The sequence below is a fragment of the Paenibacillus paridis genome (assembly GCF_006345825.1).
Classification (GTDB): Bacteria; Bacillota; Bacilli; order Paenibacillales; family Paenibacillaceae; genus Pristimantibacillus; species Pristimantibacillus paridis.
Window position 1 is genome coordinate 247,274 of record NZ_VCIX01000088.1, and the last position, 25,111, is coordinate 272,384.

Consider the following 25,111-nt stretch of genomic DNA (forward strand, 5'->3'; position numbering starts at 1 on the left):
AATGTTAAGGCAAAACCAACGGTTTTTGACCCAACTGTATATGTTGGCGGATTTATCTTGCACATTGGTCGTCTTTATGGCTGCGTATTGGCTTAAATTTTATAGCGGCCTGCTTCCAAGCTTTAATTCCGTATCATTTTCTACTTATTTATTATGGGGAACGATTTACTCCTTTTCAGCGGTTCTCGTTGGGTTTTATTTTCAGTTTTATTCACCCAAACGACGCAAGAATTATTCCTATGAAGTATTAAGAATTTTACAAATTCAAACGATCAGCTTTCTCGGGCTGCTGAGTTTATTTTTCTTCACGCGCGAGGTACATATTTCCCGGGAATTTCTCGCCATTTTCTTTGTTATGAATTTTGTAGCGATCACGCTATACCGCTTCTGGGTGAAATCGATATTGGCTTCCTTCCGTCGTAAAGGCTTCAATAAACGGTTCGTGCTGATCGTAGGCGCGGGTTCGGTAGGGCGCAGCTTCTATCACAACTTGCAGCAGCATCCGGATTTAGGGTATGAGGTTGTTGGCTTTCTGGACGATTACCATAAGGAGCATTCGCCAGAACATAGCGATATGAAGCCGATTATCGGCTTGCTTGATGACTTGAAGCGGAAGCTGGAGAAACATCCGATCGATGAGGTTATTATTGCGCTGCCGCTTGAAGCTCATGAGAAGTATGCTGAAATTATTGAAATATGCGAACGGACAGGCGTGAAGACGCTCATTATTCCAGACTTCTTCGATTTGCTGCCTGCGAGGCCGTTTTTTGACAATTTTGCAGGCATACCGTTAATTAATGTAAGGGACATTCCGCTCGATGAGCTGAGCAACCGAATTTTGAAGAGATGGTTTGATATTGCTTTTTCGATTGCGGCTATTATAATGACTTCTCCCATTATGCTATTTATTGTTATAGGTCTGAAACTGACTTCTCCCGGCCCCATTCTCTTTAAGCAAGAGCGGATGGGACTGGACCGCAAGACGTTCCCGATGTTTAAATTCCGTTCTATGCATGTATCGACGGATGCGGTTTCGGATACGCAGTGGACGGTCGAAAATGATCCGCGCCGGACGAAGTTTGGCAGCTTCCTGCGCCGTACCAGCCTGGATGAGCTGCCGCAGTTTTTTAACGTGCTGCTAGGGCATATGAGCGTTGTCGGACCGCGGCCGGAGCGTCCCTATTTTGTTCATCAATTTAAAGAGAAAATTCCGAAATATATGATTAAGCATCAGATCCGGCCCGGCATTACAGGCTGGGCGCAAACCAATGGTCTCAGAGGCGACACGTCGATTCAGGACCGGATCATGTTCGACATTTTTTATATTGAGAACTGGACGTTTTTCTTCGATATCAAAATAATTTTCAAAACGGTACTGAAGGGCCTGATGAACAAAAATGCATACTAACCGGGAATCAGCTTCTAACGTATCGGTCATTATTCCAACCTTGAATGCAGGCGCTGAGCTTGAGCAGCTGTTACAGCGGCTGCAAGGGCAGTCGGTGCAGCCCTTCGAGATTATTGTTATTGACTCCTGCTCGACCGATGGAACGGCGGAGCTGGCGCAAAGAGCAGGCGTACGCGTGATGAAGGTGGATCGGGCGGAGTTTGACCACGGCGGCACGCGCAATAGAGCGGCTATGGAGGCGCGAGGCGATATATTCATGTTTATGACGCAGGACGCGCTGCCGTATGATGATAAGCTCATTGAGGAGCTGATTAGGCCGCTTTTTGAAGGGGATAAGGTTGTTTATGCCTATGCCAGACAAATCGCCAGACCCGAGGCTACGCTACTGGAGAAGCTGGCACGGCAGCATAATTACCCGCAGCAATCGGAGGTCAAGAGCTACGAGGATATTGAGCAATTAGGCATTAAGACGTTTTTTTGTTCCAACGTTTGCTCGGCAATCCGGCGGGAGACGTTTGAGAGTATGGGACGCTTTCAAGAGCCGGTTATTTTTAATGAGGATTTATTTATGGCGGCAAAATGTGTCCTGACAGGTTATAAAATAGCTTATAGTGCCGAAGCCGCCGTTTATCATTCACATAACTATACGGTCATGCAGCAATTCAAGCGTTATTTTGATAACGGCATATCGATGCGCTGCAATACGTGGATTACACCATACAGCGCCGTAGGCAAGGCAGGCTCCAAACTCGTGAAGCTGCAATTCAAGGAGCTACGCCGCAAGCGGCAATGGCTGCTGGTTCCGAAGCTGGTAGCTGAATCAGCGGCCAAGCTCATTGGGTACAAGCTGGGAATGAATTATCGAATCCTGCCTGCCTTTGTCACTCGCAAATTAAGCATGCACCGTCTTATTCTTGCTCATCTGGAGGATAACGGGGCAAACGTTACTTTGAAATCTTAATCAGTTTATTAGGATATGGAGTCTGAACGGTCATTAACAACCGGCAGGCTTTTTTTTATGCGATAGTATACGTTTCTTTGCCTCCGCTCAAACTAGAAAACCATTGTTTTTGGAATCGGGCAAGCAGAGGAGAGATGCGATTATGGCTGCTTGGTGCATTTGGTTGACTGTAATGCTTGCTGCTTATATTGCCCAGATCGGCGCTGTTTTTATTATGGAGCACCGCAGGCCTGCACAACTGACGGCATGGCTGCTTCTTGTTTTTATCTGTCCATTTATAGGCTTTGCTGCCTATCTTCTGCTTGCCAAGCACTTTACCAATCGCAGACGAATAGAACGATTTAAGCATGAAGCGGTGCAAAGGGCGAATCAGATGTCAGAGCAGATTGGCTCATTAACAGACATCGGCAACAAGCACATAGAAAGACAGGAAAAGCTGTATGCGATGCTGCAAGGGCTCGCACCGTTTCCGATTACACGCAGAAATAAGGTAAAGGTGCTCACGAATGGCCATGACACGTATGAGGCGATTTTGGAGCAGCTGGAGCAAGCGAGCCATCATATACATATGGACTACTACACGATTAGGGCGGATGAAATCGGCAATCGTTTTCTGGAGGTGCTTACGCGAAAAGCAAGGGAGGGCGTAGAGGTACGGGTTGTCTATGACGGCATAGGCAGCTTATCGCTCAGCCAAGCCTATATTGCCGAGCTGAACCATGCCGGCGTAAAGACGAGCTGCTTCCTGCCGCCACGCCTTGCCTTTTATGACAGGCGGCTCAATTATCGAAACCATCGTAAAATCGTTGTCGTAGATGGCCGGGTAGGCTTTATCGGAGGCATTAACATCGGAGATGAATATGTAGGAAAAGACCCGAAGCTGGGCTTTTGGCGGGATACCCATTTGCGTTTGGAGGGGGATTCAGTCTACTACCTTCAGGAGTTGTTTATGAATGATTGGGCGTTTGCCGCAAAAGAAGAGCTGGGCGGGAAAGCGTATATGCCTCCGCATACATGCGATGGGGAAGAACGCGTATTGATCGTCTCTAGCAAGCCGGGCAAGCATGACCAAAAAATCGCTGAGGTCATGTTTGCGGCCATTACTGGCGCTAGCTCGCGGATTTTTATTACAACCCCCTACTTTATACCCGATGCTTCCTTATTAATGGGACTTCGGACAGCTGCACTTAGCGGAGTCGACGTCAGGCTCATTATTCCGGGACTAGGAGACTCCAAGCTGGTGCTGCTGGCTACGCTATCTTACGTACAGGATTTATTGGAAGCGGGAGCAAAAGTGTACCGGTATCAAAAAGGCTTTGTTCACGCAAAGGTAATGATTATCGATCATATGCTGGCAAGCGTTGGCACGGCTAACGTGGATATGCGCAGCTTATACTGCAATTTCGAGCTGAACGCGGTGCTGTTCGACGAACGCACAATAAACCGGCTTGAGGCGGATTTTATGGAGGATTTGCAACACAGCGACCAACTAGAGCTAACTGCCTTTCGCCAAAGGCCAAACCGCCAAAAATGGGCGGAATCCCTGCTTCACATGCTCTCGCCGCTGCTTTGAACGATGCATGACTAGTCGCCGTTTCGGGCATATTTTGCATAGTGGCTTAGCAACGTAAGCCGTCATAGCGGACACCAAAACGCTTTATAAGCGCCAGAGGTCGCCGATGGCGTTTATGTTTGTCCGCAAAACTTTTGGGAGGGCATACCGTGGCAGATACGAACAATGAGGAAAAACAAGCGGCTTCCGATCCAAAGCATGAGGGCCGAGAGGATTATTTTATGGATATCGACCGGATGGTGAATGAAGGCTTAGGTGGCGGCAACGTGACGCTACAAAATGGTCTTATCGATGAATCCACCACGGATACGATGGAGCAAGAATCCAAATAGACACGTCTGTGCATTCTGCTCTGGTTAGTTCGAAAGAAGGAGGGAAAGACCATGGATACTGCGCGAGCGAAGCAAATTTACGAATCGGAACAGACCTTTGCGGTCCATTTGGATGAGGATTCCGTATGGATCGAAAATATCGACGAAGCGAACGGGATGGCCACGGTAACGGTCGGCAATAACCCAATTAATACGAAAACCGTTTCCTGCGATCGACTAAAGGAAATCGACAAATAACGTCAATGCGATTAGAAAACAAAGAACCGAATGAACCATGCATCACGCATGTGTTTATTCGGTTTTTTTGTATGGTAAAAATTGAAATTTTATCCTAGAATGAATCATGGTCTTATTTCTTTAACGCTGTACAGATGAGAGGGCGATGGGTTTGATGAAACAAGGGCAAGGTCAGCAGGTAAAAGGCTCCAGATGGTTCAAAGGCATGATTGGTTTTACACTAGCGCTGGGCCTATTGAACGGAACGATGAATGTACAGCCTGCCTATGCGGCGGGGGGAGAGACGAGTTCGGTGCAGGCTGGGACAACCCAGGCTAAGAAGCTAATATCGGAAGCCGAAGCGTTTAATTATGCTGCCAAGCTGCTCCCTGAGCTGCTGAAAGTAGCAAAAGCAAACGTGAAAATTAGCTTTGATGAATCCGATCCATTAAGCCCGGCTTGGAACATATCTTGGAAGAAGGACGAAAGCAAACATGAGGCTCTCGTTCAGGTTGATGCAAGAAAAGGGCAAATCATCAGCTATTATGATTCCGGTCATGCCTCAGCGAAGTCAAGCTATCCATTAAAAGCGACATTGGAGCAAGCGGAGGTAAAAGCCAAACGCTTTATCGCGAAAGCTATCCCTGCGATTAAAGAAAGCGATTTGGTTTTGCAGCCGGAGTATACGGAGCAAAGCAGACCGTCTCTTTTTTCCTCGGCGTATTATTCCTTCCAATATTATTTGAATATTAATGGTTATGCCTCAAAAGAAGAGAATCTAAGCATTACGATGAACGGAAACGGTGACGTGGTCGGATTTGGCGCCTACCTTTCTAACAAGGATTATCCAATGCCGGATATAAAATTAACGAAGCAGCAAGCAGAAAACAAATTTAAAGAAGAACTGCAGCTTGAGCAATATTACCTGCCTGTCTATGACGATAATTATAATCCCATGTATACACAAAATAATGAATACCGCTTGGTTTATGGAGAAGTGGAAAATGAAACGCCTTTTATCGATGCTAAAACAGGAGAGGCGTTAGGCGCATGGAGTGGAGAAAATGCGGAAGAACCGTCTATTCTCTCCGAGTTGAAATCGACAGTCTCTCCATTAAAGATTCCGGCTCAAGGTAAATTGACGGAGGAACAGGCTTTGGCATCTCTTTTGTCAACGATTAATCTTCCGTCTGAATATAAGAAAGACCGCAGCAGCTACCTGGAGGATTGGTACGGGACAGGTTACCCAGCGTGGGAGTTTATTTTGCAGTACCAAAAGGAGAGTAACAATCAAAAAGCTGTTACTGCTTACATCAATGCCAAGACAGGTGAATTGCTTGCTTTGTATACGGATGGCAGCGGCAGTGAAGAGATGACAGATACCAATCAACCATCCATTACGATGCAGACGGCAAAGCAGATAGCGGTCGATCTAGTTACAGGCGTATTCCTAAATGCAGCTAAATACATGCGGATAGATAGTGATGTTAGCACGTATGAGTCAAATGGAGAGACCATGTACCACTTCTATTTTGCACAAGTATTTAATGGCATCGGGGTTGCGGACAATTATACGACTGTAACGATCAGTGGCGACGGTCTTCTAAGGGAATATCGCCGTTCTTTGACAGATCCTGAGCAATTGGAGAAAAAACTTATGCTTCTTCAACAAAATATTTCCGTGGAGGATGCGCGCAGCAAATTCCAAAAAGCAAAGAGTACCGATCTTATGTATATTCATCAGAGATCAGAGGATTTGGAGGGAGAATACGAAACAACGGCAGTCAAGTTAGTGTATTTTCCACTTACCAATAAAACGAACGATTATTATGTTGTCAATGCGGTATCGGGAGAACTCGAACTTGCCTATGAGGAAGAACAGTATCCGGAAGAGGAGGCTGTCATCCAGCCAACGGATATTGACAAGCATTGGGCGAAAACTTCGCTTGGAGCCATGGTGGAATTCGGTATTCTGGAAACAGACGAGGATGGACGGCTTTACCCGGATTCGACGATCTCAATCAGAGATTGGATCGTCATGCTGGAGAGAGCTTTTTATCGCGATGATGATTATTATGGAGTTAGTCCGAGTTACTATGATGAGTTGGAAGCTGAATATTTAGATGAGGAATACGGGGATTATTATTACGAGGAAGATTGGCTTGAGGCTTATAATGACAAAGAGCCGGAGTATTTTGAGCAATCACTGACGAGGGACCAGCTCGCATTAATGCTTATGCAAATGCTTAACTATGACAAGCTGTCTGCCTTTATGAATAAAGAGAAGGATGTCACTTCTTTACAGGACGCGGCTTCTATTCAAAATAAAGGGGCTGTCTCGCTCGCGATCAAGCTAGGGTTGCTGACGACTACGGGAGGCAAGTTTAATCCGAAAGCGCCTGTGACAAAAGCGCAGGCTAGCGTTCTGATGATTCGCCTGGCTGCTTTGCAGGATAAGCTGGATTCCCCGCTTATCTCATAATGCGCCTCAAATAGAAGAAACCTGGCTGCCTATCCGGCAGCCAGGTTTCTTCTATTTGAGCTTATTCAACCGCCGTAAGCGTCCCGGAACGCCGCACACAGCTGAGCGCGATCCACTTCCCAAAGCTCCGCAATCTCTGCGCTAACGCTCTCGTCCCACCAATCGGATTGTACCTTGCGATTGCTCTCGTTCTCGACGATCCATTTTAAATTAAGAATGACCTTTTTAAAATAAAGCGCCTCGGCCTGATCCATTTTCTCCTTGGAAATCCACATCTTCATCCGCTTCACGGTACGGTAAAGCTCGTTGCTGCAGGCCCTTCGGATTTTGCGCGCACTCGGATAGCCGGTGTTATGCTTTGGCGCGTTAGCTTTCATAGAAACCGACTCCTCTCTGTTCCATATGTATGCATAGGGAGAGGAGGCGGTCACTAGCTCCATTAATCAAGGTTTCGTTGTTGTGCTGTCAGAAAGGTTACTGAACTACGATATATCCGACCATAGGGCCGCCGTGGCGCATATCGGTATGCGTCATGCACTGAATCGGATAGGTTCCTTTTTTGTCTGCTGTAAACCTGACAACGGTCGTTTTCCCTTGAATGACCTCGCCGGTTATGCCAAGTCCCTCAATAGTAAATGGATGGCTGCTGCCGTTGACTCCGCTGATTTGCAGCTCGGTCAGTTCGCCTTTGTTCACAATTATCGTGCCGGGATCCCAGCGGTACACATCGAGCTCTTTTCCGTCTGCGGTAGTCATCGTGTATTCGCCTGTTACCAGTTTAAAGACGCGTGCTTCCGAAGGCTGCGCGTTAACTTCCCTCGACTGGTTCCAGCTCAAGTAAACGCCGGTCAAAATAATTAATGCCGCAACTACGATAAACAGCTGAATCTGTCGTTTGCTTACAATAAAAACCTTGGACATGAAACGATCACCTCATCCATTCGTATGATTTAAGGCTAGTCTATGCAAAGGCTTGTCAGCACATGACAAAAGTGGAAGGCTGTCCTTATCGTATGTTAAGATAGCCTCAGTGCTGGAAAAACAAGCAATCGCTACATTTAAGAAGGAAGGCGGATTGAGAACAGAAATGGATTTTATTCATGAGGTATTGGATGGCTTGTTGCAGTGGATTGAGAGTTTAGGGTACTTTGGTATTTTAATCGGGCTATTAATCGAGGTTATTCCGAGCGAGATCGTTCTAGGTTATGGAGGTTATCTTGTATCGCAGGATAAGATCAGCTTCTGGGGAGCCGTTCTATTTGGTACGTTAGGAGCGATTGGTCAAAACTGGATTTTGTATTGGATCGGCCGATACGGAGGGCGCCCAATCGTTGAGAAATACGGGAAGTATATCAAAATTAAGCAGAAGCATGTCGACATTTCCGAGAAATGGTTCAATAAGTATGGAGTCGGCATCGTGTTTACCGCACGTTTTGTGCCGGTGATGAGACAGGTGATTTCGATTCCGGCAGGCATGGCGCGCATGAATTTTGGTTTGTTTACACTGCTTACTGCCCTTGCTTCACTTCCATGGTCTATTTTATTTGTTTATTTGGGTAGCTCGCTTGGCGAGAATTGGGATAAAATTGATGAGAAAGCCGCACCTTACGTACAGCCTGCGATATTAATCGCCATTGCGCTGCTTATTGTCTATGTGCTGTTCAAATTTGTGCGCTCGCGCGGCAAATCGGTATAATGGAAGAACGAAGGAAGTTTAATTTCTATGTCTCACCAATACATTAACGGAAGAGGGATTCATAATGAGCAAAAGCGTAGCAGGCAAGCTTGGCAAAGGCATTACCCCACAACAATTTATCGACGGCATGACCAAAAACAAAGAAGCTTTTATCGACTGGTCGGAGAAGTTCACATGGACGGACGAATCCGATAAACAATATTTCGAATCACTTAATAACCGTGATGATCTTCGCGTGCTGATTCTAATGGCGGATTGGTGCGGGGACGTTGTCCGCAATATTCCAGTCGTGTTCAAGGCGCTTGCGAACAGCGGCATTCCTACGGAAGTGCTGATTATGGAAGAGCATCTCGATACGATGGATGAATTTCTGACGATGGGCGGACGTTCCGTGCCGGTTGTCATCTTTGCCGATACAGGCGGTGCTGTTCTGGGACAATGGGGACCTCGTCCTAGCCATGTGCAAGAAGCGATGATTGCTTTCAAACAAGCGAATCCGGACCGTGAGGCCGCGGACTATCAAGATAATCTTGCTGTGACCAGACAAGAGATCGGTCGCCGTTACGGCGAAGGCACGGGCTATCAGTCCGTCATCGTGAAAGAGCTTCGCACCTTGCTGGAGTCCTTTTAAGAAAGCGATGAGTGTGAATATGAAAATAGAAACCTTTACTTTAGGGCCTTTGCAAACGAATGCTTACTTGATTAGCGTGACGGAACCGGCTTCCTCGGAAGGCGGACAGCCTGCGGAGCGTGCTATCGTTATTGATCCGGGCATGAATCCGAGAAAGCTGCTTGAGCGTCTGGAGGGCGTTCAGGTGGAGGCTATCTTGCTGACACATGCGCATTTCGACCATATGGGCGGGGTGGATGAGCTGCGTAAGGCTGCGGGCTGCCCAGTATACATACATGACCTGGAAGCGGACTGGCTGACCGATCCGCGCAAGAACGGTTCGATGCGATGGCAGGACGTTACGCCGCCGCTCTCGACGGATCCGGCGGAATATGCGCTTGCGGAAGGCCAGACGTTAAAGCTGCTAGGCTTAACCTTCCGTGTAATGCACACGCCGGGACATTCGCCTGGGAGCATCAGCCTCCTGTGCGGGAACCATTTATTCTCGGGCGATGTGCTGTTCAAAATGTCTGTTGGCCGGACAGACCTGCCTGGCGGGCGCGAGCGCGATCTATATGACTCCATTCGACTGAAGCTGTACAAGCTAAACCCAGATGTCATTGTATACCCGGGGCACGGCGGACGGACAACGATCGGCTTCGAGATGGCAAACAACCCGTATACGGGAGCATGAGATTTAAGGAAGGGGCATGACGTTTGGCGGATACAAAGGCAAAACAATGGATAGACGAACCAGAAGAAGGCACGGGCAAAGCGAAGCTGACGGATGAGCAGAAAGCGGCCGAGAGCCAGCGGATTATGAATGGGATTGCCGCGCAGTTGTCCATTCCCATTTCAAAAGTGAAATCAGCGGTCAGCTTGCTTGACGAAGGCAATACGATTCCGTTTATTGCAAGGTACCGTAAGGAAATGACTGGCGAGCTCGATGAGAACGACCTAAGGTCGATCGAAGAGAAGCTGCAATATATGCGTAACCTTGAGGAGCGAAAGCGCGAGGTTGTCCGCCTGATCGATGAACAAGGCAAGCTAACCGAGGAGCTGCGCAAAGCAATCAATCAGTCGGTTAAGCTGCAGGAAATTGAGGATTTGTACCGGCCTTACCGGCAAAAGAGGAAAACCCGGGCAAGCGTAGCAAAGGAAAGAGGACTGGAGCCATTAGCCGTATGGCTGTGGTCGCAGCCCCGAATCGGTGATCCGCTTGCGGAAGCATCACGTTACGTGAATGAAGAGAAGGGCGTTCCAACCGCACAGGATGCGCTTAATGGAGCGATGGACATCCTTGCGGAAAATATCGCGGATGATGCGTCGATACGTGCGTGGGTGCGTAAATTCACGTTCGATCAGGCGCTGATTAAAACCGATGCGAAAAACGCTGCCGAGGAATCGGTTTATGAAATGTACTACAGCTACCAGGAGCCGGTTCGCAAGCTGCCTCCCCACCGGGTGCTCGCCATTAACCGGGGGGAGCGCGAGGAGGTGCTGCGCGTAGCCTTTGATGTGCCGACTGATCGTATCCACGAGCATATCCAGCGCAAGCTGCTTCGAAATGGGACAGCCCAGTCCATTCGTGATATTCTTGTTGCAGTTATCGAGGATTCCTATAAACGGTTGATTTCGCCTTCTATTGAGCGTGAGGTGCGAGGCGAGCTGACGGAAAAAGCAGAAGAGCATGCAATCTCAATTTTCTCAGAGAATCTTCGCAATTTGCTGCTGCAGCCTCCGGTCAGAGGAAATATCGTGCTTGGCGTCGACCCGGCATTCCGTACGGGCTGCAAGCTGGCGGTTATCGATGATATCGGCAAGCTGCTTGAAGTCGCAGTATCGTATCCAACGCCGCCAAACAACAAGGTAGCCGAAGCGGAGAAGCTTATTAACGGCTTGATCGACAAGTATAAGGTCGAGCTGATCGTTATCGGAAATGGTACCGCTTCTCGGGAAACCGAGCAGTTTATCGCAACCCTGATAGGCAAGCGCAAAGCCGCCTCTACGGGCGGCGCGGAGCTGAAGTATATTATTGTCAACGAAGCGGGCGCAAGCGTCTATTCGGCCTCCAAGCTTGCTCAGGAAGAGTTTCCGGAGCTTGACGTGGCGGAACGCAGCGCAGTGTCGATAGCACGCAGGCTTCAGGACCCGCTGGCTGAGCTCGTGAAAATCGAACCAAAGGCTATTGGCGTTGGTCAATACCAGCATGACGTCAGCCAGAAGCGACTGGATGAGTCGCTTGGCGGGGTGGTTGAATCGGCGGTTAACCATGTCGGTGTCGATGTAAATACTGCCTCTGCCTCGTTGCTGTCCTATGTGGCGGGCATTAATGGGACGATCGCCAAAAACATCGTCAAATACCGCGATGAGAACGGCCGCTTTGCGAAGCGCACGCAGCTTCAGAAGGTGCCTCGCCTTGGCGCCAAGTCCTATGAGCAGTGCATCGGCTTCCTGCGTATCGTAGAGCCTGTCAATCCGCTCGACAGCACGCCGATTCATCCGGAGTCCTATGACGTAGTAGACAAGCTGTTTAAAGAGCTGGGGCTTACCCTTAAGCAGCTTGGAACGGATGAGCTGAAGACGAAGCTGACGGAGCTGAATGTAGAACAAACGGCTTCTGCGCTTGACGTTGGCGTGCCTACACTTCGCGATATTATGGATAGCTTGCTTCGTCCGGGGCGTGATCCGCGCGAGGAGCTGCCTCCGCCGATTTTCCACACGGATGTTCTGAATATTGAAGATTTAAAGCCGGGCATGGAGCTGCATGGCACGGTGCGCAATGTTATTGATTTTGGCGCTTTCGTCGATATCGGCATCAAAAATGATGGGCTCGTTCACATTTCCCAGCTAAGCGACAAATTCGTCAAGCGTCCGATGGACGTCGTGTCTGTCGGCGATACGGTGACGGTATGGGTGCTGAGCGTCGATGAGAAAAAAGGACGCGTAAGCTTAACGATGCGCAAGCCAGTATAGACAAGACCAGATAAAGGGTTTGCCTGCCAAAGGCAAGCCCTTTATACTTAATCTAGAAGCATGGGCATCGCCAACTACCCTGCAAAAGGAGTGAGATGACTATGAAAACAGACAGGGCTGCAAGCACGGCACACCCCAAATGGTTTGGTTTGGCACTGCAGGCGCTTGTGATCTTATCGCGCAAATCGGAGATCTACCCGAGCGCTGCCATCGCCGACTGTTTAAAATCAGAGGCAACGCAGCTGCGCAAAGTACTTGCGAAGCTGGCGGCAGCGCAGCTGATTGAAACGAAGGAAGGACGCGACGGGGGATACCGGCTAAAGCGGGCGCCAGAATCGCTTACCCTTGCCGAGGTATACTTGGCTCTTAAAGTCGGTGAACCGTTATGCAGCGGCATGCTGGATACGGTGTGCACCAAAGATTCAAGCATGCTTATGCAATCGGCGTTTGTCGATATCGCAAATGAAATAGAAGAGAAAACGATTGATACGCTACAGCAGCATACGATTGCCCAGCTCGCGGAGAGAACGTGGACTTACCGTCCTTAATAGGCGGAAAAATAACAAAGTTAGTCAATTGACAAACGCATATTCGCGACCTTATACTGTGTATATAAATGATACAGTTCATTGCGCTGTTAACTGTGCAGTTAAAAACACAGTATTATTTTTGAGCTATACTGAGTAAAATGATGCACAGATAAAAAAATATCCTTTGGAGGGAAACCCAATGTCTAACACTCAAATTGATTCGCAAGTAAGCGTACAAACGAATGAAAATGCTCAGCCTGCTTTTTTTACCGTGCTTGACGAGCGCCGTTCCGTTCGCAAATACGACAGCAATGTTGTCATTTCAGATGAGGAAATCCGTGAAATATTGGAGATCGCCACAAAAGCTCCTTCAGGCTCTAACATGCAGCCTTGGCGCTTTCTCGTTATCACTGATGCTGAGCTTAAACAAAAGCTGCTTCCTATCGCATTTAACCAACAGCAAGTCGTGGAAGCTTCAGCAATCATAGTTGTTCTGGGCGATTTGGAAATGTACACATTGTCGGAGAAAATTTACGGCGCTGCCGCAAAAGCCGGTTATATGACGGAAGAAGTCGCCAATACCTTTATTACAAATTCCACTAATATGTATTCGAGCCTGCCAGCGGAGCGCTTAAGGGATATCGTAGTTTTTGATACGGGCCTGATTGCCATGCAGCTTATGCTTACAGCGCGCGCTAAAGGCTATGATACGGTTCCTATGGGCGGTTACAACAAGGAGCAACTGAAAGAGCTCTTCAACATTTCGGAGCGTTATGTGCCAACCCTGGTGCTGCCAATCGGTAAAGCAGCTGCTGCTGGACATCCAACGACTCGCCTGCCGCTTGAGGACATTGTTTCTTTCAATGAGTTCAAGGCTTAATCGTGCAGGATTACGTATAAAAAAAAAACCGGCCCCTCGCGTAGGCGGAGGCCGGTTTTTGTCGTACCAATATAAGTAGTTATGCGCTTTGCATAGATAACTTCGCTTATATTTGCCGCAAGAAGAACTGCACTTGCAATCAAAGTGACGCACGCTTGCGGTTATGTGATCCAATCGGGATCGATCATTGGAATTCGGTACCGCTGATTTGTTCCTTCGGACTTTGTTTATTGCGATAAAAATACCAGCAGTCGTTCAGCAGCTTGATTTGCCTGCGATCCTTCTTTTGAAATGCGCGCATGAGTTGATTGCACAGCCACTGTGGCATACGCATCGTCCTCCTCCCAGGGGCTGACTTGTTGTAATACTACAATATGGGGAAGGGCGATTGACCGTGCAGGTCCACTCTAAATGCTCTGTTCTTCCTCGTACTCTTCGTACCACTGCTCAAGCTGCGCTTGAAGCGCGCGAATTTCAGTGAGTAACGAGATCAGCGGGTATGCTTTTTCCTTCACCACAGCAAAATCCTGTTCCAGGCTGTTAATGTAATCAAGGCCGGAAATAATCGTGATGCTCGTATCATGCAGTTCGACATCATCGCATTCGGCTAGTGCATAAGGCAGATTAGGAATGTGTTCTGCGGTGAGCTTGTCAATTTCTTTATGGAGCCGCAGGTTGAGCGCGCTAAGCTGATAAGCGTGCGAAGCGGGCATTTCGACAAACAGAATGTTGTCGCTTTGTTTCAGTAAGACATAGCGCATAGTTGCCATAATCGTGTTTGGTCTCCCCTCGGTATGTTACCGTCCGTCATTTGCCGATATTTCATCAATTTTATAATTCCTACTTGACAGTGTAGCGTATCGCAGCTTTAAAATTCAAGTAGTTGGGGGAGAATAATCAATGAACAATGAGGCTTTGCAGCAATGGGTTGAACGCATTTCCATAACTTTCTTCGGCAGGCCTTTTTTGCACCATGCGACTTTCAACAGCCGATTGAAAGCGACAGGCGGACGATATTTTACGCGATCGCATAATATCGAGATTAGCCCGCATCAGCTTTCTGAATTTGGTCCGGAGGAAACGGAAAAAATAATTAAGCATGAGCTATGCCATTATCATTTGCATATAATGAAGCGGGGATACAAGCACCGAGATGCTGATTTCAAGCAGCTGCTTGCCCATGTTGGCGGTTCACGCTATTGCCAGTCGCTTCCTGAACGCGCACAGAGCAAGCAGCAGCCGTTTCGGTACAAGCTTATATGCCGCAATTGCGGCATGGAATATTTACGAAAACGGAAGGTAGATCCGGCCAAATATGTGTGTGGAAAATGCCGCGGAAAATTATTGTTAAAAACGATTGACATTGAAAGTACCACATGATATATTATTACTTGTCACTTTTACTTTTCCCTGATAGCTCAGTTGGTAGAGCACTCGACTGTTAATCGAGTTGTCACAGGTTCGAGTCCTGTTCGGGGAGCCAGATTTGGAGAGATACCCAAGTGGCTCAAGGGGACCCTCTGCTAAGGGGTTAGACTGCGTAAGTGGTGCGAGGGTTCGAATCCCTCTCTCTCCGCCACATTTTTTCTCACAAGTGTTTGTAACGGGAAGACCGTTCATCCGGTCTTTTTTATTTGCCACTCAAGGTTGCAGGGCAGTGAGAAGCGATGATTGATGTAACATATACGGCCCGTTGGTCAAGTGGTTAAGACACCTCCCTTTCACGGAGGTAACAGGGGTTCGAGTCCCCTACGGGTCACCATTTATGCTTAAAGTGTACGGGCTCTTCAGGAGATCGGATACAACTACAGCGAGAGCCATTAGCTCAGTTGGTAGAGCACCTGACTTTTAATCAGGGTGTCGAAGGTTCGAGTCCTTCATGGCTCACCATTTGTTTTATCAGAATGGAAGCGAAGGATAATTAACTTATAAATGTGCGGTAGTGGTGGAACGGCAGACACGCTATCTTGAGGGGGTAGTGTCCCATGGACGTGCAGGTTCAAATCCTGTCTACCGCACCATAACTTACTCTTAGCCGATGCGTATAGGTGAACTTAGAAGGTGTCATTCTGAATGCACTTTTCTGATAGATGATGCCACTTTATATTCAGATCATAAAATCTGACTAGAGAGTGGTTTTTTCGTTATAAGTTACTCGAACCGTCTGAACAGATGCATCATTAGAGAAGAGGAGCTGTAAATATGAAAATCAACTTAAACTTTACGAACAAAGGACAAGCGGCCATTGGCAAATTTAACAACGAGGAATTGCTTGAGATTTTTGGTCGTTACAGCAACACTTTAATGAAGAAATATTCAATCGAGGTAACGGTGCCTGCTGAGGGCAACGAAGCGATCATCGAAAAAGGCGTATTATCCGTTTACGTCGACAAAATCGAGTGCGACGTTGAAACTTTCTTTAAAGAGCTTGGCAGAGATGTTAAGGTCCCTTTGAAAAAAAGACTAACGCCTGAGGACAAGCTCGATAACGTATTTAAAGCTGAAACAATCGGATAAGCAGGGCGGCTTGCCGCTTTGATTATTTTCGAAAAAAATGCTTGTACTTTTGCTGAGAAGCTGATATAATCATTTTTGTTGTCTCAGGTAGACATCTTTATGGTGTAGCAAACGGCCCGTTGGTCAAGTGGTTAAGACACCTCCCTTTCACGGAGGTAACAGGGGTTCGAGTCCCCTACGGGTCACCATTATCCTCAATGTGTATCAGCTCTAATGAGCTCGACCACGTCACAGTGAGAGCCATTAGCTCAGTTGGTAGAGCACCTGACTTTTAATCAGGGTGTCGAAGGTTCGAGTCCTTCATGGCTCACCATTTTCTTTGATTCTCAAAGTGAATGGAATGAAGGCAAGCAGTAACTTCAAATGTGCGGTAGTGGTGGAACGGCAGACACGCTATCTTGAGGGGGTAGTGTCCCATGGACGTGCAGGTTCAAATCCTGTCTACCGCACCAATAATCATAAACTCAACGACCCTTGCGAAAGGGTCGTTTTTTAGTTGCGTCTGACATTATTATCCGTGACAGTGGACAAAGAAGCAGCTCCTTTACGGAGTCCAATAAAGGAAAGCGATATCGTCGACCATCCATTTGTCCTGAATATATTTTAAAATGATCCTACGTTCCACGAGCAAGCCGCCGCTGTTAATTGCACTGCCATCCTGGCTAATATATCCTTCGTTCTTATCCGAATAGCTATAAGGCGTACTCGTAATTTGTTCATTAATGGCCAGACCCTTTTGCTGGATGATTTTATTGATGAAAGCGTCGGTAAAATAATTTTTAAAATGGGCTCTGATTTGCGGATAGGAAGAAGGCTGAGTAGCTTCGTTAGCTTTTTTGATCAGCGCGTTAATGTATTCTTGTGGGATGCCCGAATGGTTGGAGGTTGCTTCGGTCGTAATGAGTACATTCTTGTCGCCTAACGCTACATTTGACGTTTTCGTAGCAGGATCCCAAGAAATTGTACCGCCAAGCCCTTGGCTGACAAAGCGAATCGGAACGTAAGTAACGCCTTCGTTTACCCGTGCAGGAACGTCAATGGTGAATTCTTTTCCATCCCGTGTCGCTTTGGTTGAGTTTATTTTCAATATAACCTCGCTTTCCCCATTTAGAATAGTGACGGTTTTGGACTGCGGATTCCAGACGACATCGGCGCCTAATCCGGCAGACACGCCACGAACAGGCACTAACATACGGCCTTGCACGACCTTTCCCATTATGGAAAAAGGGCTCGCGTCGGGCTGATTCTCTGCAAAACTTTGATTAGGCAAAATAGTAGATACAGTCAGCCAAAGTCCCAGTAACGCAACAGCGGTTTTCTTCATGATAAGTTCCTCCGTTCCATAAAGTAAAAGAGTCTAGCTAGTAATAGTTAGACGCAATTAACATGGACGGGTTGCGTTAAGCGGAGGGAATTTACGAATGGAGCAGGGGGAAGGTTTTGTTATGCATGCTCGGTTGATTATCTTAAGCTGCCGATATATATTAAAAGAAATGGAGGTGTGCGCATGCCAGGGGTTCATAGCAACTTGAAAGAATTAATGAGGGAAAAGGATCCGACTTTATCGATTAGGCAGCTTGCCAAAGAGATCGATTATCATTTTGATTCCGTACGTAAAATGTACAAGGATGAGATGGTTCAGTATCCGCGGGATTTAATATGGCGGCTTTGCAAATATTTTGACGTTAGCCCTGGGCAGTTTATCGTAGTGAAATTCGAGGAAGAAACAGATAAATAAAAAGGAACCCTGTACATGGCGTATAGGGTTCCTTTGCTATTAATAGACCAATTAAGCTGGAATGACGACTTCTTCTGCACTTGCTTGCGCGATCTTCACAAGCATTGAGCCAGCATCAGACAATACTTCAATGCCTTCATGGAAAGTTAGATCGGATACATGCAGCTGATCGCCGATTTTAAGCCCGCTAATATCGACCTCGAAAGCGCTAAGCAGATTATTCGGCATGCAGCGGACCTCGACCTCGTACATCTCAACCTGAAGCGTGCCGCCTTCTTTGACGCCAACCGGCTCACCGGAGAAGTGAATCGTTACTTTGGAATCCATACTCTCGTTCATATTCAATTGATAGAAATCGACATGGACAATTTTATTGCTAAGCGGATCTCTTTGTATATTTTGAATCAACACAGGCTTGTTCCCTTGCTCGGGAATTGCTGCGTTCAGAATCGCGCGCGGATTGTGCTTGATCACGGAAATGATTTCTTTCTCTCCGACGATCACCGAGATGCTGCCGACGTCTTTGCCATATACAATGGCTGGGACTTGGCCTTGCTTTCTCAGCAAATTGATTTGAGATTTTGATAGATTAGCCCGTTCGTTTAACTGGATGGTTTTGCTCATCATTTATTGCCTCCTAATCGAATGGGGTACGGTAAATCTGACAATAAAAAAAGACTGATTAGCACTAGAATGTGTAATCAGCCCGCTAACGACCATATTTTCTTGTCATATGTTAATTTTATCACAAGTTTACTGTTTGTCAAATAAGCCTAGATTTTCGCTTCGTTGACAAGAAAATAAGGTCGTGTTAAGGTTGGAGCAACAGACAGGAGCGGAACGGCAGCAACGGTGGAAGATCACAGCCGCCTACAAATCCTTTGGAAGCGGTACGAAGCCAATCACATATAGACCGAACGAGAAATAAAGAACTCTTTATTTCTTTTTTTTATGGACAGATGTAATAAATTATAAAATATGGGAGTGATTTCTTTGAGGAAGATGATGAAGAAGCATAATATCGCATTTTTGGGCACGAGTTTGCCGAGGGAATGCGGCTTGGCTACCTTTTCACAGGATCTTATGGATGAGCTCGAACGTTTGCAAGACTTTAATGCGCCTAGGATGATCGCCGTCAATAATAACAAGTCTTATGCGTACGGGAACCAAGTGATGCTTCAAATCGATCAATTCAACCAAGCGGATTACGGCAAGGCAGCAGCAGAAATCAATTTATCGAACATTGAATTGCTTGTCATCCAGCATGAGTTCGGCATCTATGGCGGCGAAAGCGGCGAATACGTGCTGGAACTGGCGGAGAAGCTGACCGTTCCGTTTATTGTTATCTTTCACACGGTATTAGCCGAGCCTAGCCCTAAACAGCGCCACATTATGAAGAAGCTTGCAGATTTGAGCTTTAAAGCGGTCACGATGGTGCAAAACAAAATACAGGATCTGCATGAGATTTATGGCATCGACCGCGAGAAAATCGAAATGTTCCATCACGGCGTCCCTTTGGTCCAAACCGCATCAAGGAGCGAGCTGAAAGCTAGCTATGGCTATACGGATCGTGCAATTCTCTCGACTTTCGGTTTTTTGAGCCCGGGCAAAGGGATCGAATATGCGATCCAAGCAATGAGCGGCGTCGTTGCGAAGCATCCGGAGGCGCTGTATATCATTTGGGGCAAAACCCATCCCGTCGTCAAGCAAGAGGTCGGTGAAGTATACCGCACGAAGCTGACTGAGCTGGTATCCAGCCTGGGCCTTGAGCGTAATGTTTCTTTTGTCGATAAGCATCTTACGCAGGAGGAAGTCGTTCAATCGCTAGTCTTATCCGATATTTATATGACGCCTTACCTTGGGAAGGATCAGGCGGTTAGCGGAACGTTGGCTTATGGAATCGGGTATGGCAGAGTTGTTATTTCGACTCCGTACCGGTATGCGGTAGAGATGCTGGCCGACGGCCGAGGTTTGCTTGCGGAATTCCATGATTCGGCTTCTTTGGAGAAGCATATCCTGAACATTTTGGACCATCCCGAGCTGAAGGAGGATATGGAGCGGAAAACCTTGGAGCTGGGCAGCACGATGATGTGGAATGAGATAGCCAAGTCGTATGCTGCACTTTTTCGGGAGACAATGGTTGCCAGCTATGTGCTGAAAGGGAGTGCGGTTTAATGGTCAAAACGATCGCTAGACCGTTGCTAACCGGCTATTTAAACAGGCTGACCGATGATACGGGGATTTTCCAGCATACGAAATTCGGCATTCCAGACCGGTCGAAGGGCTATACGTCGGATGATAATGCAAGAGCTCTCATTGCAGCCGTGCTGCTGTACAAAACAAGGAAAGATGCGGAGAGCCTGAGGTTGATCCAAATCTACTTATCCTTTATCCATCATGCCCAAAATGAAGACGGAAGCTTTCGCAATTTTATGGAATATAATCGTGTATTTCTTGAAACCGTGGGCTCAGAGGATTGCCAAGGCCGCTGCTTATGGGCGCTTGGTTTTGCGTTATCGGAGCCTTCCGTGCCGGATAATTTGCAAAATACATGCAGGTATATGATCAATCAAGCGCTGCCGCATGTGAACCGTTTAAGCTCACCGCGGGCAATGGCCTATACCGTAATAGGATTAACCGCGATGCTGGGGGAGCCGGATGGGCTCGGCTACAAGTTTCCTTACGCCAGCAAGGAAGTTGCTGACCCGGATTTTCTGACACGAGCAGGCATTATTTCGGCAGTCAGTGAGCTAGCCATGAGGCTGCATGTGCAATATGAAGGGAATAAGGGCGAGGAATGGCACTGGTTTGAGGACAGCATGACGTACGGAAACGCAATGCTGCCATGGGCGCTTCTCAAAGCCTCGCACTATTCCAATAGGAATGAATTCAGGGAAACGGCCAAGGAAAGCCTTGATTTTTTGGCTGCAAAGACGTTTGCCAAAGAAGGGTATTTTAAACCAGCAGGAAGCCACGGTTGGCTGATAAGAGGCGGTGAAACGGCGTTATACGATGAACAGCCGATAGAGGCTTGTGAAATGCTTCTTGCTTGCATGGAGGCCTATCATACGCTAGGCAACACTCATTATCGCAATTTAGCAAATGCATGCTATGAGTGGTTCCATGGAAGCAATTCGCTGAATCAATCGTTGATTGATGTGGAGTCGGGCGGCTGCTATGATGGCATTCATGCGATGGGCCTAAATTTAAACCAAGGCTCTGAAAACATTGTTTCCTACTGTATGGCTCATTTGGTGATGCATCATGAATAAATTTGCAACGATTCTTGCCGGAGGCGGAGGCACCCGTTTCTGGCCGCTTTCCCGTCAGGAGCTGCCGAAGCAGCTGATTAATATTAGCGGAAATGATATTATGCTCAACGATACGATTGAACGTTTTAATGGCGTAATTCCGATGGAGAATACGATTGTCGTCACCAATCGGACCCAAGCGGTGCTGCTAGAGAGCATTATGCACAAGAGTGTGCAGCATGCCAATATTTTAGTAGAGCCGGTTGCCAAAAATACGGCGGCGAGCATTTTGCTGGCAGCGTTGTTCATAGAGAAAAACCACGGCGATTCACTTATGGTTGTCTTCCCCTCGGATCATCACATTACGGAAGAAGAGAGATTTAAGAAAACGCTTGAGGATGCCTGCCGCATTGCGATGGATACGGATAAAATCGTAACGATCGGCATTAAACCTACCTTTCCTTCTACCGGCTATGGCTATATCTCCTGCAAAAATGATCCGATTCTCGCGAGTCCCTGCCAAGTCTATGAGGTAGCTGAGTTTGTAGAAAAGCCCAGCTTTATCAAAGCGCAATCCTATTTGCAATCCGGCCACTATTTATGGAACAGCGGCATGTTTATTTGGAAGACCTCATGCATCATCGAAAATTTCAAACGATTTTTGCCGAGGCTTTTCAAAACGATGCTTCCCCTCATTGAGTATATAGGCACCGATGGGGAAGAGGATAAGATGAATGAAATCTATCCGTTGCTGCAAAACATATCGATCGACTACGGGATTTTGGAGCGCTGCGACGAGGTCGTAGTCATTGAAGGCGATTTTGGCTGGAATGATATTGGGAGCTGGGATGCGCTTGGCGCAATCTTCCCTCCGGATGAATACGGCAACATCGTCAAAGCGAGCTATGTTGGCATTGAAACGCGCAATTCTATTATTTACGGACAAGAGCGCTTAATAACGACGATTGGGATCGACGGCCTTATTATTGCGGATACTAAGGATGCGCTGTTAATTTGTGCTAAAGACAAGGCGCAGGAAGTAAAGGAAATCGTCAAATTGCTGAAGGAAAAGGGTATGCAGGAATACGCATAAGAGAGGCACTTACCCCATGATGAAATTGGAATGGATCACGAAAACGTGCAAAGAGCTGCTTTTGGAGTATCAACCTGCTCATAGCAAAGGGAGAAAGCTCCATTTTGCCGGAGTCGGTGATCGGGATGTCTACAATATTACGGCTCCTTTCATGAACGAAGGCGAGCTGTATATCGCGGGGCGCGTGGAAGAGCGCAGCTCGGAGGAATCCGAGATCATATTTTTTACTTGCAAGAACGACGTGTGGACGTCTAGGCTGGATTTGCCGAAATTTCAGCTGCAGGACCCTTTTATTACGAGGATCAATGGGGAATGGATATTCGGCGGGGTAGCATTGTATTTTGGCGAGGAGCCTTTAAGGTCCATTATTGGCTGGCGAACGGTACTGTACCGTGGGAAGAACCTGCATGAGCTGGAGCACGCAGCTTCTGGCCCGTGGAATATGAAGGACATTCGTTTGTGCGAGCTTGTTGGCGGGGCAGTAGGGGTATTCTCCAGGCCGTTTGGCATTGAAGGCACAAGAGCGGTTATTGGCTTCAGTATCTTGGAATCGTTCGAGGAGCTATCGGAAACGGCGATTATTCAAGCCCCCTTGTTCCGCGACCAGTTTCTGAAGGACGAGTGGGGCGGGGCCAATGAGATCCATTTGCTCAAAAATGGTTTCCTCGGCGTCTTGGGCCATATCTCGTATACGGACGAGGCAGGACTGCTGCATTACCACGCGATGTCTTTCGTGCTTAATCCACTGACAAGGGAGAAGTCCCCGGTCAAAATTATCGCCACGCGGAGTGATTTTCCGGAAGGCCCGGCTAAACGTCCCGACCTCGTGGACGTGATCTTCAGCGGCGGCTTGGTCCGAGAGGCTAACAACCGCGCGGTGCTCTACGTGGGAGCGAGCGACACGGAAGCTCACTGCATCGATATCGAAGATCCCTTCTCGGAATATGAGTAATGGAGCAGCAATGATGACAAGCCGCTATCCTGCATTTTGGCAGGGTAACGGTCTATTTTTGCTGGTGCAGTGGGCCTTGGAGCAAATTAGCGGGAAAAGCTCCCATTAATTTCAAGGATATTCGAAATATAATAGAATAAGCTGGAGAAACTCCCGTTAATCTGGACTCTTACCAGCGATTAAGGTGGATAGGGCAGAAATAACGGGATAAATTCCCGTTAATTGATTGGTATGGATTAATAGAAGAGAAATTAGCGGGAAAAATTCCATGTAGATTATTCATTTGGTTTTATTCTGTGTTAGTCACTCCGAGGACAGCACATATTTTACGCTAACTAGAAAAACTATTGAGTGTTTGGGAGTCATGTTAAGGCCGACTAATTCAACTGTCCCGTAACTTCAATAGCCAGTAACTCTAGCAACGGTAGTAGCTCAATAAGAGCAGCAACGCCAATAGTTAGAGTAGCACTAGTTAGCTAAATAAGCGCAAAAGCATCAGTAAATCAAAAATTCTTATTAGCTCGATAAGCTCAACAGTATCGGTAACTTAACAGCCTCTAGTAGCTCGAAAAGCTCAATAGTTACAGCAATTCTAACACTACTAGCAGTTCAATGCCCTTAACAAATCCAGCGGATTCTGCATTTAAATTAACACAATAATCCTAGTGGCTTTATAACTCCAAATACCACCAGCAATCAAACAGTTCAAGCAGCCGTCGATCCTGAGCCTCAGTACTGCTAATGATGTAAGTCTCTCCAGCATCCTCAGCCAGCGCTATTAGTTCAACATATTCAAGTCCCTCAGAAACCAAGTATTCTTTTTCTTAAGCAACACACTTCAACAAAGTATCTCAACAATCAAGCCACTTTTGTGCCAACGCATCTCGGAGACTTAAAATACGCATCATCCGAATGATAGGACGCTCTAACGGCACAAATCCGCAGTTGTCTCAGGAAAACGTCTGCTAGTTGACTACAAGCTTTATGGCGGAGCTTTAGAACTCTCCTCATATGCATTTATTAGAATACATACTACAATGGCTAATAAACCAATAGCTCCTACTCCTCACTAAGCTTCGTAATCAGAACCTTCTCGACCTTGGCGATATGTTCTTCCATACGCAGCGAAGCGGCTGGGGCATTTTGCTCCAGTATAGCCTCGTATATCGCTTGGTGCTCGTTCAGCAGCCGCTCGGCCGAGGAACGCTGGGAGTAGAACCATAGCGCCCGCGTATCCCGCATGCTGTCATGAAGCTTGGCGGACAAGGACTCCATCATTTCCGTTAGAATCGGATTATGAGTCGCGGCCGCGAGCTGCTGATGGAATTGAATATCAGCCTGCTCGTTAAAAGCCTCGTCATCGAGTCGTTCGCGCATGCTCGCAATGATCGCTGCCAACGCTGTTACATCTGCCTCGGTCCGGTTGGTCGCTGCCAGCGCAGCGCAGCCGGTTTCGAGCATTTTGCGAACCTCCAATATATGTCGTAGGCTGGTTGCCCTGCTGGCCCACAGCTCATCGTTCATAAAGGATGGAGGAGCAGTCGCTTCCTGCGGCGCACTTACATAGGTGCCGCTGCCTTGGCGGATCGTCAGCATGCCCATTGCCTTGAGCGCGCTCAAGGCTTCACGGATGGTGGACTGTCCCACGCCATAGGAAGAAGCGAGCTCGGTCACGGAGGACAGACGATCCCCTGGTACAAGCTCTCCGGCCTGCAGTTGGCGCTTAATATCGTTCATGACCCACTCATGGCTTTTGAGCGGCCGCTTATGATTAGCTTCCATTTACGTCATCCTCTGCTTGTCATTCATTTTTCTTCTTTCACATTGCTTTATTTTATTGTATACTTTTTTTAAAATAAAGTCATCAGATGACCTGATTAATTAATCATAACTGCT

At 47.4% G+C, this 25,111-nt stretch carries 26 protein-coding genes and 8 tRNA genes; 27 read left to right on the top strand and 7 right to left on the bottom strand.

The genetic code is table 11. The features are described from left to right. Position 1 precedes the first annotated feature (1 nt). The 6 genes from FJQ58_RS18170 to FJQ58_RS18195 all read left to right on the top strand — a co-directional run bounded on the left by FJQ58_RS18170 (position 2) and on the right by FJQ58_RS18195 (position 6,972). A complete protein-coding gene (locus tag FJQ58_RS18170) occupies positions 2 to 1,408 on the top strand; it encodes an undecaprenyl-phosphate glucose phosphotransferase (RefSeq protein ID WP_139995978.1) in 1,407 nt (468 codons plus the stop codon). After that, positions 1,398 to 2,369, top strand: coding sequence for a glycosyltransferase family 2 protein (locus tag FJQ58_RS18175; RefSeq protein ID WP_139995980.1), 972 nt, complete (start codon positions 1,398 to 1,400; stop codon positions 2,367 to 2,369). Before FJQ58_RS18170 ends, FJQ58_RS18175 begins: the two co-directional genes overlap by 11 nt. Before the next feature lie 142 nt (positions 2,370 to 2,511). Then, positions 2,512 to 3,942 carry a cardiolipin synthase gene (gene cls, locus FJQ58_RS18180; RefSeq protein ID WP_139995982.1) on the top strand — a complete coding sequence of 477 codons (1,431 nt, stop codon included), beginning with the start codon at positions 2,512 to 2,514 and terminating at the stop codon, positions 3,940 to 3,942. 149 nt (positions 3,943 to 4,091) lie between these two features. Beyond that, entirely contained in the window at positions 4,092 to 4,274 is a 183-nt protein-coding gene (locus FJQ58_RS18185) for a hypothetical protein (RefSeq protein ID WP_139995984.1), read from the top strand. A 51-nt stretch (positions 4,275 to 4,325) separates the two neighbouring features. Beyond that, on the top strand, positions 4,326 to 4,511 hold the full coding sequence (locus tag FJQ58_RS18190) for an H-type small acid-soluble spore protein (protein WP_139995985.1): 186 nt from the start codon (positions 4,326 to 4,328) through the stop codon (positions 4,509 to 4,511). Positions 4,512 to 4,665: 154 nt separating this feature from the next. Then, complete coding sequence (locus FJQ58_RS18195) at positions 4,666 to 6,972, top strand: S-layer homology domain-containing protein (RefSeq protein WP_162341568.1); 2,307 nt, start codon at positions 4,666 to 4,668, stop codon at positions 6,970 to 6,972. 65 nt (positions 6,973 to 7,037) lie between these two features. Here the strand turns inward: FJQ58_RS18195 and FJQ58_RS18200 are convergent, their stop codons facing one another. Both FJQ58_RS18200 and FJQ58_RS18205 read right to left on the bottom strand, forming a co-directional pair. Further along, entirely contained in the window at positions 7,038 to 7,349 is a 312-nt protein-coding gene (locus tag FJQ58_RS18200) for a dehydrogenase (RefSeq protein ID WP_139995989.1), read from the bottom strand. Positions 7,350 to 7,446: 97 nt separating this feature from the next. Beyond that, positions 7,447 to 7,893, bottom strand: coding sequence for a cupredoxin domain-containing protein (locus tag FJQ58_RS18205; RefSeq protein WP_139995991.1), 447 nt, complete (start codon positions 7,891 to 7,893; stop codon positions 7,447 to 7,449). A gap of 166 nt (positions 7,894 to 8,059) precedes the next feature. Between FJQ58_RS18205 and uptA the strand changes: the two genes are divergently transcribed. From uptA to FJQ58_RS18235, 6 genes are all read left to right on the top strand, one after another. Then, on the top strand, positions 8,060 to 8,668 hold the full coding sequence (uptA, locus tag FJQ58_RS18210) for an undecaprenyl phosphate transporter UptA (RefSeq protein WP_139996071.1): 609 nt from the start codon (positions 8,060 to 8,062) through the stop codon (positions 8,666 to 8,668). A 64-nt stretch (positions 8,669 to 8,732) separates the two neighbouring features. Next, a complete protein-coding gene (locus FJQ58_RS18215; protein WP_139995993.1) occupies positions 8,733 to 9,299 on the top strand; it encodes a thioredoxin family protein in 567 nt (188 codons plus the stop codon). Positions 9,300 to 9,312: 13 nt separating this feature from the next. Then, complete coding sequence (locus FJQ58_RS18220; protein ID WP_420799848.1) at positions 9,313 to 9,972, top strand: MBL fold metallo-hydrolase; 660 nt, start codon at positions 9,313 to 9,315, stop codon at positions 9,970 to 9,972. Between the two features lie 23 nt (positions 9,973 to 9,995). Beyond that, positions 9,996 to 12,254 carry a Tex family protein gene (locus FJQ58_RS18225; protein ID WP_420799849.1) on the top strand — a complete coding sequence of 753 codons (2,259 nt, stop codon included), beginning with the start codon at positions 9,996 to 9,998 and terminating at the stop codon, positions 12,252 to 12,254. A gap of 101 nt (positions 12,255 to 12,355) precedes the next feature. Then, positions 12,356 to 12,802, top strand: a complete 447-nt coding sequence (locus FJQ58_RS18230; RefSeq protein WP_139995997.1) for an RrF2 family transcriptional regulator — start codon at positions 12,356 to 12,358, stop codon at positions 12,800 to 12,802. A gap of 181 nt (positions 12,803 to 12,983) precedes the next feature. Continuing rightward, entirely contained in the window at positions 12,984 to 13,664 is a 681-nt protein-coding gene (locus FJQ58_RS18235; protein ID WP_139995999.1) for a nitroreductase family protein, read from the top strand. Positions 13,665 to 13,848: 184 nt separating this feature from the next. On the opposite strand, the gene cmpA is transcribed toward FJQ58_RS18235, so the two are convergent. Together cmpA and FJQ58_RS18245 are read right to left on the bottom strand one after the other, a co-directional pair. Next, positions 13,849 to 13,992: a cortex morphogenetic protein CmpA gene (cmpA, locus tag FJQ58_RS18240; protein ID WP_139996075.1), complete on the bottom strand. Its 144-nt coding sequence runs from the start codon at positions 13,990 to 13,992 to the stop codon at positions 13,849 to 13,851. 79 nt (positions 13,993 to 14,071) lie between these two features. Further along, positions 14,072 to 14,434, bottom strand: a complete 363-nt coding sequence (locus FJQ58_RS18245) for a hydrolase/acyltransferase (protein ID WP_139996001.1) — start codon at positions 14,432 to 14,434, stop codon at positions 14,072 to 14,074. Positions 14,435 to 14,564: 130 nt separating this feature from the next. Between FJQ58_RS18245 and FJQ58_RS18250 the strand changes: the two genes are divergently transcribed. The 10 genes from FJQ58_RS18250 to FJQ58_RS18295 all read left to right on the top strand — a co-directional run bounded on the left by FJQ58_RS18250 (position 14,565) and on the right by FJQ58_RS18295 (position 16,633). Next, positions 14,565 to 15,044 (top strand): SprT family protein, encoded by a 480-nt coding sequence (locus tag FJQ58_RS18250; protein ID WP_139996003.1) that lies wholly within the window; start codon positions 14,565 to 14,567, stop codon positions 15,042 to 15,044. A gap of 27 nt (positions 15,045 to 15,071) precedes the next feature. Continuing rightward, a tRNA-Asn gene (locus FJQ58_RS18255) sits at positions 15,072 to 15,147 on the top strand. 5 nt (positions 15,148 to 15,152) lie between these two features. After that, positions 15,153 to 15,243: transfer RNA gene (locus FJQ58_RS18260), tRNA-Ser, on the top strand. A gap of 108 nt (positions 15,244 to 15,351) precedes the next feature. Beyond that, a tRNA-Glu gene (locus FJQ58_RS18265) sits at positions 15,352 to 15,426 on the top strand. A 52-nt stretch (positions 15,427 to 15,478) separates the two neighbouring features. Further along, a tRNA-Lys gene (locus FJQ58_RS18270) sits at positions 15,479 to 15,554 on the top strand. 46 nt (positions 15,555 to 15,600) lie between these two features. Continuing rightward, positions 15,601 to 15,685, top strand: a tRNA-Leu gene (locus tag FJQ58_RS18275). 181 nt (positions 15,686 to 15,866) lie between these two features. Next, on the top strand, positions 15,867 to 16,181 hold the full coding sequence (locus FJQ58_RS18280; RefSeq protein WP_139996005.1) for a hypothetical protein: 315 nt from the start codon (positions 15,867 to 15,869) through the stop codon (positions 16,179 to 16,181). 113 nt (positions 16,182 to 16,294) lie between these two features. Then, positions 16,295 to 16,369, top strand: a tRNA-Glu gene (locus tag FJQ58_RS18285). A 49-nt stretch (positions 16,370 to 16,418) separates the two neighbouring features. Next, positions 16,419 to 16,494 (top strand) — tRNA-Lys (locus FJQ58_RS18290). A gap of 54 nt (positions 16,495 to 16,548) precedes the next feature. Next, positions 16,549 to 16,633, top strand: a tRNA-Leu gene (locus FJQ58_RS18295). Between the two features lie 92 nt (positions 16,634 to 16,725). Here the strand turns inward: FJQ58_RS18295 and FJQ58_RS18300 are convergent. Beyond that, positions 16,726 to 17,505, bottom strand: a complete 780-nt coding sequence (locus tag FJQ58_RS18300) for a copper amine oxidase N-terminal domain-containing protein (protein WP_139996007.1) — start codon at positions 17,503 to 17,505, stop codon at positions 16,726 to 16,728. 183 nt (positions 17,506 to 17,688) lie between these two features. Here FJQ58_RS18300 and FJQ58_RS18305 point away from each other — a divergent pair, with 183 nt between their 5' ends. Then, complete coding sequence (locus FJQ58_RS18305; RefSeq protein ID WP_139996009.1) at positions 17,689 to 17,919, top strand: helix-turn-helix domain-containing protein; 231 nt, start codon at positions 17,689 to 17,691, stop codon at positions 17,917 to 17,919. A 51-nt stretch (positions 17,920 to 17,970) separates the two neighbouring features. On the opposite strand, the gene FJQ58_RS18310 is transcribed toward FJQ58_RS18305, so the two are convergent. After that, complete coding sequence (locus tag FJQ58_RS18310; protein ID WP_162341570.1) at positions 17,971 to 18,543, bottom strand: 50S ribosomal protein L25; 573 nt, start codon at positions 18,541 to 18,543, stop codon at positions 17,971 to 17,973. 378 nt (positions 18,544 to 18,921) lie between these two features. Here FJQ58_RS18310 and FJQ58_RS18315 point away from each other — a divergent pair, with 378 nt between their 5' ends. From FJQ58_RS18315 to FJQ58_RS18330, 4 genes are read left to right on the top strand one after another with little or no spacing between them, the layout of a single operon-like run. Beyond that, positions 18,922 to 20,094, top strand: a complete 1,173-nt coding sequence (locus FJQ58_RS18315) for a glycosyltransferase family 4 protein (RefSeq protein ID WP_139996077.1) — start codon at positions 18,922 to 18,924, stop codon at positions 20,092 to 20,094. Then, a complete protein-coding gene (locus FJQ58_RS18320) occupies positions 20,094 to 21,191 on the top strand; it encodes a glycosyltransferase (RefSeq protein ID WP_139996013.1) in 1,098 nt (365 codons plus the stop codon). The genes FJQ58_RS18315 and FJQ58_RS18320 overlap by 1 nt, the downstream gene beginning before the upstream one ends. Beyond that, positions 21,184 to 22,263 (top strand): mannose-1-phosphate guanylyltransferase, encoded by a 1,080-nt coding sequence (locus FJQ58_RS18325; protein ID WP_139996015.1) that lies wholly within the window; start codon positions 21,184 to 21,186, stop codon positions 22,261 to 22,263. Before FJQ58_RS18320 ends, FJQ58_RS18325 begins: the two co-directional genes overlap by 8 nt. A 16-nt stretch (positions 22,264 to 22,279) precedes the next feature. Beyond that, positions 22,280 to 23,215 carry a DUF1861 family protein gene (locus tag FJQ58_RS18330; protein ID WP_139996017.1) on the top strand — a complete coding sequence of 312 codons (936 nt, stop codon included), beginning with the start codon at positions 22,280 to 22,282 and terminating at the stop codon, positions 23,213 to 23,215. A 1,059-nt stretch (positions 23,216 to 24,274) separates the two neighbouring features. Here FJQ58_RS18330 and FJQ58_RS18335 read toward each other — a convergent pair. Continuing rightward, positions 24,275 to 24,997 (bottom strand): FadR/GntR family transcriptional regulator, encoded by a 723-nt coding sequence (locus tag FJQ58_RS18335; protein ID WP_139996019.1) that lies wholly within the window; start codon positions 24,995 to 24,997, stop codon positions 24,275 to 24,277. Positions 24,998 to 25,111: the final 114 nt, after the last annotated feature.